Here is a 16,969-nt window from a genome sequence, read left to right as displayed (position 1 = left end):
ACTCCATTTCGGAATTCGTCATTCATTCGCGGGACGGGCAGACATATCCATGTCCAGTGACCAACGGCATTCACTCTCAGATCCACCAGGGATTGATGAGCGCCCGTTCTGGTCTTTCTCGTGAGGCGGCAGCGACCTTCGCTTCGTTTCAACGAAACAAGGTCGCATGACCAACGAAAGGTTTCAAAAATGTCTATGTCAAAATGGGCCGCCACCGCTGCGGCCATTGGCTTTCTCTCGGTTGCCACCTCCGCATTTGCCAGCGACGCTGATGTTTACGGTCCCGACATCAGTCTGTCGCAGGCCAAGCAGGTTGCCGCCGGCGCTGTCAAGGAATGCGCAGCCAACAAGTGGCTCATGGCCATCGCCGTCGTCGATACGCACGGCGCCCTGGTCTACTACGAAAAGGCTGACAACACCGAGGTGGCGAGCGCCCAGATCGCCTTGGACAAGGCAGCTTCGGCAGCCGTCTACAAGCGTCCGACGCGCGACTTCTTCGACGTCACGGCCAAGATGGGTCCATTCATGCTGAATATGGACCACGTCATCGCAGCGCCTGGCGGTATTCCGGTCATGAAGGACGGCAAGATCATCGGTGCGGTCTCGGCCAGTGGCGGCACGGGCGCGCAGGACGAGCAGTGCGCCAAGGCTGGTCTCGCCGGCTTTTGATCCTCTTTCTAGCGACGCTCCCGACGGAGCCGCCGCACTCCAAAGGAACTATTGAAATGATGAATCTCAAATCGCTGGGCAGCCGTCTTGCCGCGGCCGCCGCGCTGTCCGTTGCGTTTGCATTGCCATCTCTCGCAAACGCCGCCGAGCTTTACAGCGGAAGCAATTCCGATGTCCGCACGGTTCTCTACTACAAGGCTTCGACGGCTGCTCTCTCCAAATTCCTGCCAGCGGGCTGGGAGCTCAGCCCGTTTGCAACAGCACCTTCCGCCGGCGCCAACCTCCAGGTTGAATTTGTGGACCAGCTTTATGCGGTGGATCCCAAGGGTACCGTCGGGGCTCCGTACCGCTACGTGCTTTTCGGCATCCCTGTTCACAAGACGGGAAGCAGTGAGAACGTGCTGATGTTGTTCGATGGCCTTTCGCGAGGTGGGGCCGGTCCCTACGGCATTGCCGAGACCGCTGCCGACGACGTCAATCGCGGGGTCCATTACAGCTCGAGCCCGACGGCGGTGAGCGAGGCCTGGAACTTCGAAGGGGGTGGTGAGAAGGTTTCACTGGAAACGGAATTCGAACGTGGCCCGGTGACCCTGGAGAAGGGCGACAGTCACGTCCACTCGCAGCTCAAGCCTGAATTCTCGCGCATCTATCGCTACAATGAGGCTGCTGACGTTGTGAAGTCCGGCGCCGCAAACCATGTCCGCAGCCTGTCCTTGAAGGCCGAAGGTGGAAAGTTGACCGCGATGTTCGACGGCAGCGAGAGCCTTGTCGCGGTCGTATCGTTGCCTGTCTATTCCCGCGACATCTTTGTTCCGCAGCCCTGAGCATCGCGTTCCTTGAAGGGTGGCGGCCACCCAAAAGGGTGCTGCTGCCCTCCAAGTTTCCACCGCGCCTGTGACCGTCTCGTTTCAGGCACGTGTTGGCGCGGGCCTGTTCTGCTTCATGAACGCTATGAAGGCAGAAAGGGCTGCAGGAAGCTGCCGGCGGCTGGGATAGTACAAGTAGATCCCAGAGATCTGTGAACCCCACCCGTCGAGGACAGGAACGACGCGCCCCGACCGAAGCTCATCCTGCAGAAGAACGGCTGGCACCAAGCCGATTCCGGCGCCTCCGGCAATCGCACTGGCAACCGCACGAAGATCGTTGGCCACAACTTGCGTGCCGGCGACGGGTTCGGCCTTCTCAGCCCCCTTGTGCAGGGTCCAGGGTCGGATTGTGCCGTCCCACGGGGATCGAAGGCGAACGCACCAGTGATCTGCCAGCGCGCTGGGCGTGCTGGGCTCGCCATGAGCCAGCAGGTAGTCTTTCGTGGCAAGAAGAACTTCGTTGAAGGGATCGGCGATCCGAACGGCGATCATATCCTTCTCGATGCGTTCTCCGACCTGGATGCCCGCGTCGATGCGGTGTTCCACCAGATCGAGGTGAAGATCATCGACGAGGATTTCGAGCTCTATTTCGGGGTGCTTTGTCAGGAAGCGGCCGATCAGAGGGGCAATCAGGACGGTTGTTGCCGTCCGTGAACCTAGAATTCTAAGCCTTCCGCCCGTAGCGTTGCGGAACTTGTTCAATCCGTCGAGGACGCTGTCCAGTCCGCTCAATATCGGGCCTATGTTGGTAAGGAGCTCTTCGCCCGCCGCGGTCAACGACACGCTGCGGGTGGTTCGTGTTAGCAGTCTCACGCCGAGCTTCTCTTCCAGACCCCTCAGCGTCTGGCTGAAGCTGGGTAGCGACACCCCCAGTGCGGCGGCGGCCCTGGTAAAGTTCAACTGCCGAGCAGCCTCCGCGAAGGCGATGAGCTCCCGCAATTCAGGCTTGTGCATTTGTCCTCCTCGCTGGGGCTGCCCGGTTGTGCGTCGCAGGCCGAGCCTTCTGCCCAGGCCGCTTCGGAATGGCAAGGTTGGGCACGACATTGTTTGGTGGGCCCAAAGGGCCCATTCCGCAATCGATAATTCTAACGGCTCATACGTTCAGCTACCTCCTGTGCGAGACGAAGGCGCTCGGGCAACTCCAGGTCGGTGCCCAACCGCGACCAAGGAGCTTCCCGATGAAGACGAAACTGCTGGTTTCCGCTGCGATGATCGGTCTGGCACTTAATCTTGCGCCTGCACTCGCCCAGGAGGGCACGTGGCAGATGGGAACGCCGATGCCAGAGCCTCAGAGCGAGAACTCCAGCGCAGTGGTGGGCAGCCAGTGGTTCGTCATTGGCGGCATCGACGTGCCGGAGGTCATGCCCGTCGGCACGGTCGTGATGTACGACGAAAATAGCAGGACCTGGTCGAAGAGAGCGGCAATGCCCGAGCCGGCCCATCACACGGCAACTGTGGCTTGCGGCGGCAAGGTGTACGTGTTCGGTGGTTTCGTCGGAGCGCCGGGCACCAAGGAATGGCAACCGACGGAAGATGCTTTTGTCTACGATCCGAAGACCGACAGCTGGTCCAAGCTTCCACCCATGCCAACTGCCCGCGGAGCGGCAGCGGCCGTGGTGCTGGACGGAAAGATCTACGTCGTCGGCGGGGCGCATGCCCATGAGGATGGCCGCGACATGAAGGAGCCCCTTTGGGCCGACGTTCCCAACATCGTCGGCAGAACTGTCGAGGCCTACGACCCCGCGTCCAACACCTGGACAAGCCGGGCTCCCATGCAGACCGGCCGCAATCACTTTCTCGCTGCTGCTGTCGGTGGGAAGATTTATGCGATCGACGGTCGAATTGGTCTGCCCTTCGTGACCAAGAGCGACGTCACCGATCTGGTCGAGGAATACGATCCCAAATCCGATTTCTGGACCTACAAGGGCCGCTCCCCCACGCCGCGGGGCGGGGTGTCGGGCAGTGCCTATGGCGGGAAGATCTATGTGACGGGCGGCGAGGGCAAGCGCACATTCTGGGCCTTTGAGGCCTACGATCCCGCAACCGACACGTGGCAGACCCTACCGCACATGCAGATTGCCCGCCACGGCTTCGTAGCCGGTTTCATAGGCAGCGAGTTCCATGTCGCCGGCGGCTCCTTCCAGTCCGACGGCATGCCGGGGATCAATGCTCAGATGAACACCCACGAGTTCTACACCGTCCCCAAGTAGTTCAATTTGATGCCGATGCCGGTCGTGTTCGGGAGTGGTTTGCGCTTTGGTCCCGGCAAGCAGCAGGTCTGACCGCACACAGCTGCTCGCCAGGCAGCGCAACAACTCTGGCGGCATTGCAGGCTAGAGGAAGCCGCGCCGGATCCCGTATTGGCCGAGCTTGCGATACAGCGTCGGCCGTGAAATGCCGAGCCGCAGCGCGACCTTGCTGAGATTGCCGCCCTCCGCGACAAGCGCATTCTTGATCGCCTGGCGTTCCGCATCCTCGAACGAGCACACCGGCGCTTCGAGCATGGCTGCGGGATGGTCGCCGTGTACGGCGTTGCGATCGCCCGCGCTGATTTCTCCGGGAAGGTCCCGCAGTTCGATCGCGCCGCCGCGCGACATTATGTGCAGGCGCTCCACAAGGTTCTTCAATTCGCGCACGTTGCCCGGCCAGCGATAGGCCAGCAGCGCGTCGAGCGCATCGTTCGAAAACGCCAGCGGGTCATTGCCTGCCTGCTTAGCAATCTGCCGGTTGAAATGTTCGATCAGCAGCAGCACGTCGTCGCCGCGCTCGCGCAGGGCCGGGACATGAATCGAGACGGCGCCGATGCGGTAATAGAGATCGCTGCGGAAGCGCCCGGCCGCGACCTCCTGCTTGAGGTCGCGATTGGTCGAGGCGACGAGGCGCACGTCCACCGGTCGACCCCTCGAGTCACCGATGCGGTGGACCACGCGCTCCTCCAGGACACGCAACAGGAAGGGCTGGATTTCGAGCGGCAATTCGCCGATTTCGTCAAGGCTGAGTACGCCGCCATTGGCCTGTTCGAAGATGCCCGGCTTGCCGTCACGCGAAGCTCCGGTAAAGGCGCCGGCGACGTGGCCGAACAATTCGCTGCCGAACAATTCCTTGGTGATCGCGCCGCAGTTCATGGCGATGAACGGATCATTTTCGGTGCGCCGGCTACCGGCATGGACAAGCCGCGCAAACAGCTCTTTTCCGACACCCGTTTCACCTTCTATCAGCAACGAGGTGACACCGTTCGATCCGGCCACTCGGGAGGCGACATCGACGGCAGCAAGCAGTTTCTCGCTTTCGCCGACGATCATCGCCGCGGCTGCCTGCAGGTGCTTGTTCACCTGCCTGCCTGTTACCGTCATGCTGGAGACGGCAGGGACCGAGGGGAACACCAGGGCCGCGCCACGCAGGTCGCCATCGAGCTTCAGCGGCGTGACATGGCAGGATCGCAGATGCGCCGGCAGCGCGTTGGCGAGATCGGTGTCCGAGCCCGAGGCCGGCAGGTTCATGAGCCAGCGACCGCGGCCCGGTTCCATCGGGCCGTCCATCATCTCCGTCGTGTCGCCATTGGGCACGTTGTTGCAGAAGATCGCGCGGCCACGATGGTCGACGATCACCAACCCGTCCTTGCGGCGGTAGCTCGGTGCCGAGGAAATGAAGGCTTCGAGCAGGCGCGTGCGCTGCTCCTGCTGCTGCTCGGCCAGTGCCTTTTCGATTTGCCTGGCGGTGGCGGCGACGAGCGCCGTGTTGTGCGGCCGGAAGATCGGCGAATAGCCCGAAAGGTCGACAACGCCGATGATCTTGCCGTCCAGCGGATCGCGGATCGGCGCGCCGGCGCAGGTCCAGGATTTGATGCCGGCGCAGAAATGTTCGGCCGCGTGGACGAAGATCGGTTCGCCGGTCCACAGCGCGGTGCCGATGCCGTTGGTTCCGACGGCGTCCTCGTTCCATTTGCCGCCGATGCCCAGATGAATGTCCATGCCGTCATGCAAGGTCTTCTTGTCGCCGATGGCGTCGACCAGCACGCCGTCGCTGTCGGCGAGCACCAGCATCGCTCCCGTGCCTTCCAGCAACTGGCCGAGCGACGCGAACGATCGCCGCGCCGCTGAAAGCAGCTCGGCGTTGGCGCGGGTCAGGTATTCGATCTCGTCGCGGTCGCTGCTCAGCGGCGCTTCGATGCCTTGCGCGTTGATGCCGCCGGTGGCGCTGCGATACCAGGAATCGTGGATCAGCGAGCGGACGTGGACCGGATCGCGGGCGCTTGTCGGCTCGTCGGAAAGAAAGCTTTCCCAGGCGCGCATGGTGGCGCGCTCGTCATAATCGATCTTGTCTAGAACCAGCTGTCCGGTGGCCATCGAGGCACGCGTCGGAAGAGCATGGGTTTTCATCTGATCGGGGCCGCTCGCGTGTCTCATTCAGTCATCACAGTACCTTTGAGGTATGCCATTTCTGTATGCTGTCGCGGATTGGACGTGCAAACGTCCGAATGCCGGTCGTCAGTCGATGCCGAGTTTGGCACCGATGTCGGCGGCAAGCTGCTCTTCGGTATAGGTTTCGGTCAGCCGGGACCCATCCAGTTCGGCAAGTGCCTCGGCGATGGTTTCGTCGACCGGCGAGAAAAAGCCGTTCTGCTTCGTCGCCAGGACGAAGACCTGGTCCCCATTCCGGTTGCGGACATCGCCGATATGGTGAAGCTGGCGGCCGGTGTTCTGGTCCTTGGAGATCACGCGGCCATTCATGGTGACGCGGATCGACGGGCTCGCCTCAGTGGCGGACGCCGCGCCGCCGCCGACATGGATGATCAGGCCTTCCGCCTTGGGTTGCTGGCGTGGCTGCCTGGAGGCCGAGTAGCCGCCGCCGCTGATCTGGTCGGCCAGGCGGACGATGGTCGAGCGGTTCTGCTCGATCAGTCGCTTGACCTGCACATCCTCGCGCCGCGGGCCGTCCCGCTTGGAGATGATCTCGACCATGAATCCTCCCAGATTCGCCCGGCGGTGCCGGGGGTGCGGCTCAATCTTCTTTTGTGCGAAGCCTACACCGCCTTTTGCGGGTTCGCCATCCCTGATGGATAGCACCAGAATTCACATTGCTGGTAGCAGGGGGCTGCTACATCCTGCTATGGCACCCCCCAGGAAAACGCACCGGGATGCGATGGCCTTCGATCACCAGCGCTGGTGCACATGGGGCTTGATGTCCTGGTCGTAGATGTCCCGGATCTTGCCCATGAGTTCAGCCGACAGGGGCGGAAGCTCGGCGGCTTCGGCATTGGAACGGGCCTGTGCAGGATTGCGGGCGCCCGGAATGACCACCGTGACCGCGTTGAACATCAGGATCCAGCGCAGCGCGAATTTCGCCATCGTCGTGTCGCCCAAGACAAGCGGTCGGATGCGTTCGACCGCCGCCAGTCCGACCTCATAGGGCACGCCGGAAAAAGTCTCGCCGACATCGAAGGCCTCGCCGTTGCGGTTGAACAGGCGATGGTCCGTTGTCTCGAACTTGGTGTCTGCCTTGAACTTGCCCGACAGCAGACCGCTGGCCAGCGGGACGCGGGCGATGACAGCTACATCGTTCTTTTTCGCCAGGTCGAAGAACAGCTCGGCCGGCCGCTGCCGGAAGGCGTTGAAGATGATCTGCACGCTGACGACGCCGGGGTACTGCATCGCCTTCAGCGCCTCCTCGACGCGCTCGACGCTGACCCCGTAATTGCGGATTTTGCCTTGCTCGACGAGCCGGTCGAGGCGCTCGAACACTTCCGGGTGATAATAGAGGTCGGTCAGCGGGCAATGCAGTTGCACGAGATCGAGCGTGTCGGCCTCGAGATATTTCAGGCTGCGGTCGATCCAGTCGGTGAGGTTCTTCTGGCTGAACCCCTCGACCGTCTGCGCCGGCAGGCGCTTTCCGGCCTTGGTGGCAATGAACGGCCGCTCGCCGCCACGCTCCTTCATCACCCTGGCGATCAGTTTTTCGGAACGGCCGTCGCCATAGACGTCGGCGGTGTCGATGAAGGTGACGCCGGCATCGAGGGCCGCGTGCAGGGCGGCCACCGCGTCGTCGTCATTGACCTCACCCCAGGCAGCGCCGATCGCCCATGAGCCAAAGCCGATCTCGCTGACGTCGCGGCCGGTACGGCCGAATTTCCGTGACTGCATGTCCTGTTCCTAACTGCGGCTTGGTGGTGATTCCTGATCTGCGGGTCGCCTTTTATCGCATGGCAACGCGATTGACATCCCGGTTCGTTGGATTTACCAGATAACAGGGTTGTATGACAACCCGGTAAGACTGCAATGATCTGGAGTCGGGAGGATCTCAAGTTGAAAACCGTTCTGAAAATGGGCGCGTCGGCGGCACTGTGCCTTGGCGCGCTTGCTCATCCGGCATTGGCCGAGGACAACATCGTCAAGATCGGTGTCGTCGCGGCGGAGTCGGGCTCGTTCGTTTCCGCCGGCCATACCTTGCCGGCGGGCGTCGGGCTTGCCGTGAAACAGATCAACGACGCCGGCGGCATCAAGGTCGGCGGCAAGACCTACAAGCTGGAAATGGTCAAGCGCGACGACCGCACCGACATCGCGACCGCAATAGCCGCCACCCAGGAACTGGTGCGCGACGTGAAGGTGCAGGCGATCTTCGGGTCGGAAACGCATGACTTCACGCTGGCCATGGCCAAGATCACCCAGCCGGCAAAGATCATCCATTTCGCCGGCAATTCGACGCTGGCGAAAATATTGACGCCGGACTCGGTCAAGCCGGGCGGCGAGGATCACTATCTGTTCCAGTCCGAGCCGCAGGAGTTCCAGCGGTCCGGATCGACCGCGCGTGGCGTGCTCACCCTTCTCGAGCCGCTGCTCGGCTACAAGCCGAAAAAATCGGTCATGATCGTCGGCAACGACGCTACCGGCCAGTTCCTGTCGTCCTACTATTACAAGGCGCTGAAGGCCGAGGGGCAGGATGTTCCAGACATCATCTTCTATCCGCCTGACACGACCGACTTCTCGCCGTTCCTGACCCGCGCCAAGAGCCTCAATCCGGATATCATCCACTTCTGGTACAATGGCGATTCAACGCTGACGGCACTGCCGCAGGCGCTCGAACTGGGAGCAGCCAAGAGCTACTTCCTGTTCGGCGTCGACCCCGGCATCTGGAAGGAGAAGCAGCTTTCGGCCGATGTGCCGGTGGCGATGAGCTGCGTTCCGGTCTGCTGGGGCGAGTTGTCCAACCCGAAAGCCAAGGCCTATTTCGACGCATACTTTGCAGCGGGCGCGCCGCACGGCGTGACCTCGTCGGTGTCGCTGCTCTACCACGACTATGTCCACTTCCTCGCCGAAGCCTGGGAGAAGGCCGGCAGCTTCGATCCGGACAAGACGGTCGAGGCGCTGCTGACACTCCATCATCAGGGCGTGGTCTCGGATGACCTGACTTTTAATCCGACCCACCAGGTCACCCATGCCACCGAGGTCTGCGCCGCGGCACCCGGCGGCGCGATCTCCTGCTCGATGCAGCAGCCACCGGCTGAAGCGCCGAAAAGCTGATCTGGGAAGCGACCCTTGAGTTGGCGGCGTCACCTGCCGCCAACTCATCCATCTTGAACACCGCCGGGTCGCCACCACGTCAACAGCACCCACCACGTCAACAGCGGAAGCGAGCCGTGGATATTTTCATACAGCAGATCCTCAACGGGCTTTCGATCGCCAGCGTCATCACGTTGATCGCCATTGGCGTGACCCTGATCTTCGGCCTGACCGGCATCATCAACTTCGCCCATGGCGAATTCCTGATGATCGGCGGCATCGTCACCTGGCTTGCCGTCAGCGCCGGCCTTGGCTTCCCGCTGGCGGTGGTGCTGGCGATCCTGGCGGTCGGGCTGATGGGCTACATCCTCGAGCGCGGCCTTTTCCGGTTTACGCTGGAGCGGCCGACCAACGGCTTCATCGTTTCGCTCGGCCTCATCGTCGTGCTGCAGCATGTCGTCGTGCTGTTCTGGAATCCCAACCAGAAGAGCATTCCTCGCCCGCTGACCACGGTCTGGGAGGTCGGCGGCGTGCGCATCGCTTCGGTTCGCGTCATGGTCATCCTGATCACCATCGCGGTGGTGGCGCTGAGCTTCCGGATGATCACCGCAAGCCGCTACGGCCGCGCCTTGCGCGCCAGCGTCGAGGACCGCGATACGGCAGCCCTGATGGGCATTCCGGTGCGCCGCTACATCACCGGCGTGTTCGTGCTCGGCAGTGCGCTGGCCGGGCTCGGCGGCGCGCTGCTGATCGCGCTGTTCCCGATCACGCCGTTCACCGGCGGCACCATGGTCATGAAGGGGTTCGCCGTGGCATTGATCGGCGGGCTCGGCAACATCTACGGCGCCGTCGCCGCCGGTCTCATCCTCGGCATCGTCGAGGGCTTCAGCGCCGGCTACGGCTTCTCGCAATGGACGGATGCGTACTCCTTCGCCCTGATGATCTTGGTGCTGATCGTTCGCCCGCACGGCCTGTTCGGCGGCACCAGCGGACCCAGGATGGCATCATGAAGGAGGGCCTCGACCAGGATCGCGCCGGTTCCAGCCTCAAGGCCTTGCGATCCCTGCTGCCGGTGCTGGTCATCCTGGCGCTGATCGCGCTTGTGCCTTTGTTCTCGCCGAGCAACCGCTTCCTGTCGCTGGCGATCTCGGCCGGCATCAACGTCATCGCGCTCTACGGCCTGTCGGTGCTGTTCGGCCAGACCGGCATCCTGTCGATGGGTCACGCGGCGCTGGTCGGCGTCGGCGCCTATGCGGCGGCGATCCTGGCGCGGGACTTTGGCGTCGGGTTCTGGCTGGCGCTGCCGGCGGCAGCCCTGGCGAGCGCCGTGTTCGCGATGATCGTCGGCATTCCGTCGCTGCGCGTCGGCGGCCATCACTTCGTCATCATGACCTTTGCCTTCGGCCAATTGCTGGCTATCGTGCTCACCAATGGCGGCGACTATACCGGTGCGGCGACGGGGCTCGACCTGGCCGGCCCGGTGACCCTGTTCGGCGCCGACATGAGCGACCTGACGCGCTACTATCTGATGGTGGTGGCTTTCGTGACGGTCGCGGCAATCGCGAGCTGGGCGATCATCAACTCGTCCTACGGCCGCACGCTGCGCGCCATCCGGGAGAACGAGAAACTTGCCGCCTCGCTCGGCATCAATGTCGGCCGCCACAAGATCGGCGCCTTCGTCGTCAGCGGCATCTTTGCCGGCATCTCCGGCGTGCTGCTGGCCTATTTTCTCGGCCACATCTCGCCGTCGCAGTTCTCCTCCTTCCCCAGCATCTATTTGGCGCTGATGGTCATGATCGGCGGCGCCCGCCTGATCGAGGGTCCGCTCGCCGGCGGCATCCTGGTCGCCTTCCTGCCGGAGGTGCTCAACCTCGATCCGGTGCAGTCGCGCATCGTCTACGGCGTCTGCCTGATCGCGGTGATCATGCTGCTGCCCGACGGCCTGATCGGCGGCATCGTGCGTGCGCTTCGCGCGGCGTTTTCCGGCAAGCCGAAACAGGCGGCGGAACAGCGCGACGCGGCGGAGGCGCGGCGATGAGCCCGATCCTGGCGATCAATGGCCTGAGCAAGCAGTTCGGCGGCGTCACGGCATTGGCAGGCGTCGACCTCGCCATCGAAGAGGGAGAAATCCTCGGCGTCGTCGGTCCGAACGGCTCGGGCAAGACGACGCTGTTTAATGTCGTCACCGGCGTCCACAGGCCGAGCGGCGGCAATGTGGTGTTTCGCGGGCAAGACATCACCGGCCTGGCGCCGCATGCCATATCGCGGGCCGGCATCGGCTACACCTTCCAGCAGGCGATGGCCTTTGCCGGCCTTGGCGTGCTGGAGAATGTCCAGATCGCCGGCGAGCATGTCCGGGCGAGGGCGGACGGCACCGCCAATCCGTGGCCGACAGCGCAGGCGCTGCTCGACTTCGTCGGCTTGAAGCCACTTGCGGTTGAAAAAGCAGGCGTCCTGCCATTCGGCAGCCTGCGCCTGCTCGGCCTTGCCTTGGCTCTCGCCACGCGGCCGTCGCTGCTCTTGCTCGACGAACCCGCCGCCGGCCTCAACGACCGCGAGACCACGGCCCTGGTCGGGCTTGTCCGCCAGCTCCCCGGCCACGGCATATCCGTTTGCGTCATCGATCATGACATGAAGCTGATGCAGATGCTGTGCCGGCGCCTCGCGGTGCTCGACTTCGGCTCCAAGATCGCCGACGGGCCGACCGAGGCGGTGCTCGCCGATCCCAAGGTGCTGGAAGTCTATCTGGGGGGCGATCTGTGAACCTGCTCGCCGTTTGCGATGTCGTCACCGGCTACGGGCCGACGATCGTCAACCGCGGCGTCTCGCTCACGCTGGGCGAAGGCGAGATCGTCACCATCCTCGGCCCCAACGGCGCCGGCAAGTCGACGCTGCTCAAGGCGATCGCCGGGCTGATCCGGCCGCGCGCCGGCAGCATCTCCTTCGATGGCGCCGAGGTGACCGGGCTTACCGCCGATGTCATGGCCAGGCGCGGCGTCGTGCTGGTGCCGGAAGGGCGCAAGATCTTCGTCGACATGACGGTCGAGGAGAATTTGCGTCTCGGTGCCTATGCGCGCCGCGACGATGCCGCCGTGGAAACCGATTTCGCAACCATGCTGGCCTTCTTCCCGATCCTGGCCACCAAGCGGCGCGACAAGGGCGGCTCGCTGAGTGGCGGCCAGCAGCAGATGCTGGCCATCGCACGCGGGCTGATGACGCGGCCGCGCGTGTTGTTGCTCGACGAGCCGTCGCTCGGCCTGTCGCCACTGCTGGTCAAGGAGATCAAGGCAATCATCCTCGGCATCGGCGAACGCTTTGGCACCTCCGTGCTGCTGGTCGAGCAGAATGCCGGCCTGGCGCTCTCCGTCGCCTCGCGCGGCTACCTCATGCAGAACGGCCGCATCGTCGTCTCAGGCGCAATCGCCGAATTGCGCGACATGTCGCTGATGCGGGAGCTCTATCTCGGCGGCGTGGCGGGAGCCACGGCATGAGCAAGCGCTCAGTCGTGGCTTGCCCTGTCGCGCAACTCCTCGAAGCGGGCATAGCTCTTGGTCAGATGGCTGCGCATGGCGCGCCGCGCCGCGTTGGCATCCCTGGCCTCAATTGCGGCGAGAATGGCGCGGTGCTCGCGCTGCATCCGGGCCAGATATTTCTCCCGCTCCGGAACGGTCATCCGGTCGAGCCGCGTCCACTGGCGCGGGATCATGGCGCTGCCGAACGTGTCGAACAGCCGGGTGAAATTGGCGTTCCGCGTCGCAGCCAAAATGGCGCGATGGAAACCGAAATCCTCTTCCGAGCCCGACCCGCCGGCGCGCACCGCCGCCTCCAGCGCGTCAAGCCGCGAGCTCATCTGCTCGAGCGCTGCGTCGCTGCGCCTCTCGGCGGCAAGCCCGGTCGCCTCGACCTCGATGCCCATGCGCAGTTCCAGCACGCGCAGCACCTCGTCGATCGATTCGAGGTCGTCCGGCAGGATGGAAAAGGTCCTCGGCAGCGGATCCTTGGCGACGAAGGCGCCGAGACCCTGGCGCGTGGTGATCAGGCCACGGGCGCGCAGCGCGGCAAGCGCCTCGCGCACGACGGTGCGGCTGACGCCGGTGGCAGCGACGATCTCCTGCTCGGTGGGCAGCCGCTGGCCCGGCGCCAGATCGCCGGATTCGATCTGCGCGATCAGGGTGTTGACCAGCCCGGTCCGCAGATTGGGCGCTTGCGGTATGGCGTCGAAAGACATGGGCTCCGCCATCGGGGCACTCCGGTCCGATTCTCCCGCAAGGATTGCATCGACAGGTGCCCGCCGCAAGGTGAGGAAATGTGGTCCGCCGTGCGCGGGCCACGGTTGTTGGAGGCCAGGGTTTGTTGGAGGATGGCATGAAAGAACGCATAGGCTTCATCGGTTTGGGCAGCATGGGTGCCGGCATGGCCGACAATCTGCTGCGCAAGGGTTGGCCGCTGACGGTCTGCGTGCATCGCAGCCGCACTGCCGCCGACCGGTTGATCGCAGCCGGCGCCACCGAGGCGGCAAGCCCGCGCCAGCTCGCCGCCGCCTGCGATGTCGTCATCCTGTGCGTCACCGGCTCGCGTGAGGTCGAAATGCTGATCAACGGGCCGGATGGACTGGCCGCGGCCGGAACGCCGCTGCTGATCATCGACTGCTCGACCTCCAACCCGTCATCGACGACCGCACTTGCAGCCAAACTCGCAGCACTTGGCGTGATGCTGATCGATGCACCGCTGGCGCGCACCCCCAAGGAAGCGACTGAGGGCAAGCTCGACGTCATGGTCGGCGGCCCGGCCGAAGCCGTCGCCCGCGCACGACCAGTACTTGAAGCCTTCGCGGCGCGAGTGATCCACACCGGCCCGACCGGCAGCGGCCACACCATGAAGCTGCTCAACAATTTCGTCTCGATGGGCTACTCGGCGATCTATTCGGAGGCGCTGACGCTCGGCGCCAAGGCCGGGCTGACGCCGCAGGTCTTCAACAGCGTCATCTCGGGCAGCCGCATGGATTGCGGCTTCTACCAGGCCTTTTTCGATTTCGTGCTGACCCGCAACGAGAACGCCCAGCGTTTTGCCATCGTCAATGCGCTCAAGGACATGACCTATCTTGCCTCTTTCGCTCAAGCGGCCGGTGTCGCCAACCCGATCGGCGCGGCGGTGCGCAACGGCTTTGCCACCGCGGTCGCCACTGGCCATGGCGAGAAGTTCGTGCCGGCGCTGTCAGACATCATCGCCGGCCTGAACGGCGTCTCGCTGGTCGAGCCGCCACGGGAAGTGAATCCGGACTGAGCCTATCTTTCCGGCATGGACCTCAAGCCAGCACACCAGGGCGCGTGGACGAATTGGCCTGTGACGGATCAATGAAACTGCGAGAAGAGGTTTCTCTGGGCTGGCGAACGGCCGCCATTAGGGTCAAATCCAGTCACGCTGAACGACCGAGTTCGACCCCATAGCTGCCATCCGAACTTACACGTCTCTGGCAATGTCGTTCTCATTCTGCCGATCTTGTCTATGATCGGGGATGGACGCAAGTTTCAAAGTCTTTGCCAAAGCAACACTTTTGACAGTCATCCTTGCCGTTGGCGGACCGGCGGTCCCGAGTGAACTGACCGCGACGGCTTCCAAGCGGATTTCCATATGCCACGGCTACGGTTGCAACTATCGCACCATGCTTGTGCTTGGCTCCGGCGACTACATTCGTTTGCGCTCTATCCTGCATACGGGCGCGGGTTCAGCCCGTGCCGAACGTTCCGCCATTTCGAAGGCTGTCCGCTATTTCGACCAGCGCATTTTCCGGGCCACCGGTGTCCGCGACTTGCCGCAGTCGGAATTCGGTGCATCGCGTATCAGGGGCCAGATGGATTGTGTCGACGAATCGACCAATACGCATACGCTGCTGATCTATCTTGCCGAGCGAAAACTGCTCACGTTTCACAAGGTCGAGGACAATGCTTCGCGCGGCCTGTTTGTCGACGGACGCTATCCCCATTGGACGGCGGTGATAAGTGATCGCGGCGGGACCGAATGGGTGGTGGACTCCTGGTATGCGGCCATGGGCGGCGCACCGGACATTTTTCCACTGAGCCAGTGGAAGGAACGGGGCGTGCTGAAAAGTGGTGCGCTGGAGTGACGATGCCCCTTAGATGGGAAATCAGTTAGCGGGCGTGCCGAGTGCATTGCCGTGAGCTCATGAATGCTGAAAAAATGACCGAGAAGGGGTGGACAACGGCCTGTCCGCTGCTGGTGATCAGCAGGAACCAGCCGCTCTCCAGCGGCACTATTTCAGCGGCAGGAACAGCTCCGCGACCGTCTCATGCTCCGGCACCTCCGGGAAGAAGGCGAGGCGTTGGCAGTAGAGAGGGAAATCCCTTGCTTCCTCGCCGCTGGCCGGCAGCCAGTCGCGATAAAGGTAGAGCGCGGCGGGCTCCAGATTGTGGGTGTTGCCGACGACGCGCAGCACCGCGCAGCGTCCGCCAGGGATCTCGCCGGCCTTGATCTGCTCGCCGTTCGCCTCGATCGGTTGGTCGGTCCCGACACAAAGGTCCACGCTGTAATCGGCAGGCGACGCAGGACGTCGCTCGGAACGCCAGACATTGAACGTCGGATTTGTCTTGGGCGACAGGCCAGCGGCCTTGCGCCACGCGATGAACCGCTGGATGGTGGCGCCGAGCGTCGCCGGGTCGCCCCGATGCTCCACGATCGCCACAGGCGTCGGGGGCACATCGCGGATCGTCACGTCGTCAGTGGTAAAAGTCTTCTGCATGAGCTTGCTCCTGGCGTTGTCGAGAGGCCCGAAGGCCGCAAGCCACGGCTCCCAGTCGGGAGACTTCCGGAACGACGAAGGCGATTGCCCGAACCGTTGCCGAAAGGCGCGGGCGAAGGCATCCGGTGCGTCGTAACCGGCATCCATCGCTATGTCCGTGACGCTTTGGGTGTCTTGGTAGGCCAGCCGGTACGAAGCGCGCTTCATGCGGGCAAGCTGGACATAGCGATGCACGGACAACCCGAAGGTGGACATGAACTGCCGGTGGAAATGGTATTTCGAGAACGCCGCGACGGCGCTCAACGCTTCCAGGCCCAGATCGTCGTCCAGATGCTGGTCTATGTGGTCCAGCACCCGCTGCATTCGGGCATGGTAATTTGCACGTGCCGTCTTCACCGTCTCTTCCTCCGTGGCGACACCAGCTAGGCCCTTCCGGATGTGTCGCGCTCGACCGATCTTGCGATTTGGCATGGATCGACAGGTGCCTGCCAGCGCCGTTGCATTGGCGCCGCCTCAGGTCGAAAATGCCCCGATGGAAGCAGTCCGATTTCCCAAGCTCACGACACCAAGGCTCGTGCTTCGGGCGCCGAGGAAACGGGATATCCCAGCATGGTTTGCGCGCGCGACGGATGTCGAAGCCGCCTCCCTTGCCGGCGATCCCGTTCCCGACGACACAAGCGCAGGCGAGCGATGGTTCGCCCGTTCGCGTCAGCGGTTCGCTGACGGCAAGGCGATCCAGTGGTCCATAGACCAGGCAGGAGTATCGGACGCGATCGGGTCGATAACCCTGTCCTTCGGCGCAACCGACGCCAAGGCAGCCGCATTGGGATTTGTGCTGGCGCGTGCGCATTGGGGGCACGGACTGGGCAGCGAGGCGGCGCGCGAAGTCCTCCGCTACGCCTTTGAATCTCTGGCGCTTGAACAGGTGACGGCCGAGGCGGCGGCGCGCAATTTCGCGTCGCTGCGGGTATTGGCGAAGCTCGGCTTCAAACATAGCGAGAGCTTCATCGATGAGTCCGACGGCGAGCGCTGCGAGCGTTTTGCGCTCGACCGAGACATCGGATCGTCACTGCTGGCGAGCACGCGATGCCAGCCGATATGACCTGACCGACTTCAATGGTGCAAATGACGCGTTGTAGCGTTCATCTCCGAATCGTCGCAGCGCCCTATCAAGTAGCCGG

The 16,969-nt window shown here is 63.4% G+C and carries 17 protein-coding genes; 11 read left to right on the top strand and 6 right to left on the bottom strand.

Annotated elements, in window-relative coordinates:
* The first annotated feature begins 189 nt into the window (after positions 1 to 189).
* Both AC1RZR_RS29835 and AC1RZR_RS29830 read left to right on the top strand, forming a co-directional pair.
* Entirely contained in the window at positions 190 to 669 is a 480-nt protein-coding gene (locus AC1RZR_RS29835; protein WP_481826866.1) for a GlcG/HbpS family heme-binding protein, read from the top strand.
* On the top strand, positions 639 to 1,493 hold the full coding sequence (locus AC1RZR_RS29830) for a hypothetical protein (protein WP_481826865.1): 855 nt from the start codon (positions 639 to 641) through the stop codon (positions 1,491 to 1,493). Before AC1RZR_RS29835 ends, AC1RZR_RS29830 begins: the two co-directional genes overlap by 31 nt.
* A gap of 84 nt (positions 1,494 to 1,577) precedes the next feature.
* On the opposite strand, the gene AC1RZR_RS29825 is transcribed toward AC1RZR_RS29830, so the two are convergent.
* Entirely contained in the window at positions 1,578 to 2,489 is a 912-nt protein-coding gene (locus tag AC1RZR_RS29825) for a LysR substrate-binding domain-containing protein (RefSeq protein ID WP_481826864.1), read from the bottom strand.
* 224 nt (positions 2,490 to 2,713) lie between these two features.
* Here AC1RZR_RS29825 and AC1RZR_RS29820 point away from each other — a divergent pair, with 224 nt between their 5' ends.
* The gene (locus AC1RZR_RS29820) at positions 2,714 to 3,745 is read left to right on the top strand and encodes a Kelch repeat-containing protein (protein WP_481826863.1); all 1,032 of its coding nucleotides are present in this window, start codon (positions 2,714 to 2,716) and stop codon (positions 3,743 to 3,745) included.
* A 123-nt stretch (positions 3,746 to 3,868) separates the two neighbouring features.
* Here the strand turns inward: AC1RZR_RS29820 and AC1RZR_RS29815 are convergent, their stop codons facing one another.
* The 3 genes from AC1RZR_RS29815 to AC1RZR_RS29805 all read right to left on the bottom strand — a co-directional run bounded on the left by AC1RZR_RS29815 (position 3,869) and on the right by AC1RZR_RS29805 (position 7,675).
* Positions 3,869 to 5,941 carry a sigma-54-dependent Fis family transcriptional regulator gene (locus AC1RZR_RS29815; RefSeq protein ID WP_477273402.1) on the bottom strand — a complete coding sequence of 691 codons (2,073 nt, stop codon included), beginning with the start codon at positions 5,939 to 5,941 and terminating at the stop codon, positions 3,869 to 3,871.
* Positions 5,942 to 6,022: 81 nt separating this feature from the next.
* Positions 6,023 to 6,496 (bottom strand): hypothetical protein, encoded by a 474-nt coding sequence (locus tag AC1RZR_RS29810; RefSeq protein WP_481826862.1) that lies wholly within the window; start codon positions 6,494 to 6,496, stop codon positions 6,023 to 6,025.
* A 192-nt stretch (positions 6,497 to 6,688) separates the two neighbouring features.
* Complete coding sequence (locus AC1RZR_RS29805) at positions 6,689 to 7,675, bottom strand: aldo/keto reductase (protein ID WP_481826861.1); 987 nt, start codon at positions 7,673 to 7,675, stop codon at positions 6,689 to 6,691.
* A 162-nt stretch (positions 7,676 to 7,837) separates the two neighbouring features.
* On the opposite strand from AC1RZR_RS29805, the gene AC1RZR_RS29800 reads away from it, so the two are divergent.
* The 5 genes from AC1RZR_RS29800 to AC1RZR_RS29780 all read left to right on the top strand — a co-directional run bounded on the left by AC1RZR_RS29800 (position 7,838) and on the right by AC1RZR_RS29780 (position 12,522).
* Positions 7,838 to 9,052, top strand: a complete 1,215-nt coding sequence (locus tag AC1RZR_RS29800) for an ABC transporter substrate-binding protein (RefSeq protein WP_481826860.1) — start codon at positions 7,838 to 7,840, stop codon at positions 9,050 to 9,052.
* Positions 9,053 to 9,168: 116 nt separating this feature from the next.
* Positions 9,169 to 10,041 carry a branched-chain amino acid ABC transporter permease gene (locus AC1RZR_RS29795; RefSeq protein ID WP_096455234.1) on the top strand — a complete coding sequence of 291 codons (873 nt, stop codon included), beginning with the start codon at positions 9,169 to 9,171 and terminating at the stop codon, positions 10,039 to 10,041.
* Positions 10,038 to 11,069 carry a branched-chain amino acid ABC transporter permease gene (locus AC1RZR_RS29790; RefSeq protein ID WP_481826859.1) on the top strand — a complete coding sequence of 344 codons (1,032 nt, stop codon included), beginning with the start codon at positions 10,038 to 10,040 and terminating at the stop codon, positions 11,067 to 11,069. The genes AC1RZR_RS29795 and AC1RZR_RS29790 overlap by 4 nt, the downstream gene beginning before the upstream one ends.
* The gene (locus tag AC1RZR_RS29785; RefSeq protein ID WP_477273412.1) at positions 11,066 to 11,794 is read left to right on the top strand and encodes an ABC transporter ATP-binding protein; all 729 of its coding nucleotides are present in this window, start codon (positions 11,066 to 11,068) and stop codon (positions 11,792 to 11,794) included. The genes AC1RZR_RS29790 and AC1RZR_RS29785 overlap by 4 nt, the downstream gene beginning before the upstream one ends.
* A complete protein-coding gene (locus tag AC1RZR_RS29780; protein WP_481826858.1) occupies positions 11,791 to 12,522 on the top strand; it encodes an ABC transporter ATP-binding protein in 732 nt (243 codons plus the stop codon). Before AC1RZR_RS29785 ends, AC1RZR_RS29780 begins: the two co-directional genes overlap by 4 nt.
* Before the next feature lie 8 nt (positions 12,523 to 12,530).
* Here the strand turns inward: AC1RZR_RS29780 and AC1RZR_RS29775 are convergent, their stop codons facing one another.
* Positions 12,531 to 13,271: a FadR/GntR family transcriptional regulator gene (locus AC1RZR_RS29775; protein ID WP_481826857.1), complete on the bottom strand. Its 741-nt coding sequence runs from the start codon at positions 13,269 to 13,271 to the stop codon at positions 12,531 to 12,533.
* Between the two features lie 125 nt (positions 13,272 to 13,396).
* Between AC1RZR_RS29775 and AC1RZR_RS29770 the strand changes: the two genes are divergently transcribed.
* Together AC1RZR_RS29770 and AC1RZR_RS29765 are read left to right on the top strand one after the other, a co-directional pair.
* On the top strand, positions 13,397 to 14,314 hold the full coding sequence (locus AC1RZR_RS29770) for an NAD(P)-dependent oxidoreductase (RefSeq protein ID WP_481826856.1): 918 nt from the start codon (positions 13,397 to 13,399) through the stop codon (positions 14,312 to 14,314).
* Positions 14,315 to 14,546: 232 nt separating this feature from the next.
* Positions 14,547 to 15,155, top strand: a complete 609-nt coding sequence (locus tag AC1RZR_RS29765; RefSeq protein WP_481826855.1) for a hypothetical protein — start codon at positions 14,547 to 14,549, stop codon at positions 15,153 to 15,155.
* A gap of 147 nt (positions 15,156 to 15,302) precedes the next feature.
* Here the strand turns inward: AC1RZR_RS29765 and AC1RZR_RS29760 are convergent, their stop codons facing one another.
* A complete protein-coding gene (locus AC1RZR_RS29760; protein ID WP_477273423.1) occupies positions 15,303 to 16,151 on the bottom strand; it encodes an AraC family transcriptional regulator in 849 nt (282 codons plus the stop codon).
* A 169-nt stretch (positions 16,152 to 16,320) separates the two neighbouring features.
* On the opposite strand from AC1RZR_RS29760, the gene AC1RZR_RS29755 reads away from it, so the two are divergent.
* Positions 16,321 to 16,890, top strand: coding sequence for a GNAT family N-acetyltransferase (locus tag AC1RZR_RS29755; protein ID WP_481826854.1), 570 nt, complete (start codon positions 16,321 to 16,323; stop codon positions 16,888 to 16,890).
* Positions 16,891 to 16,969: the final 79 nt, after the last annotated feature.

The sequence above is a fragment of the Mesorhizobium bavaricum genome, assembly GCF_056781655.1.
This window is presented reverse-complemented; position numbering and strand designations above follow the sequence as displayed.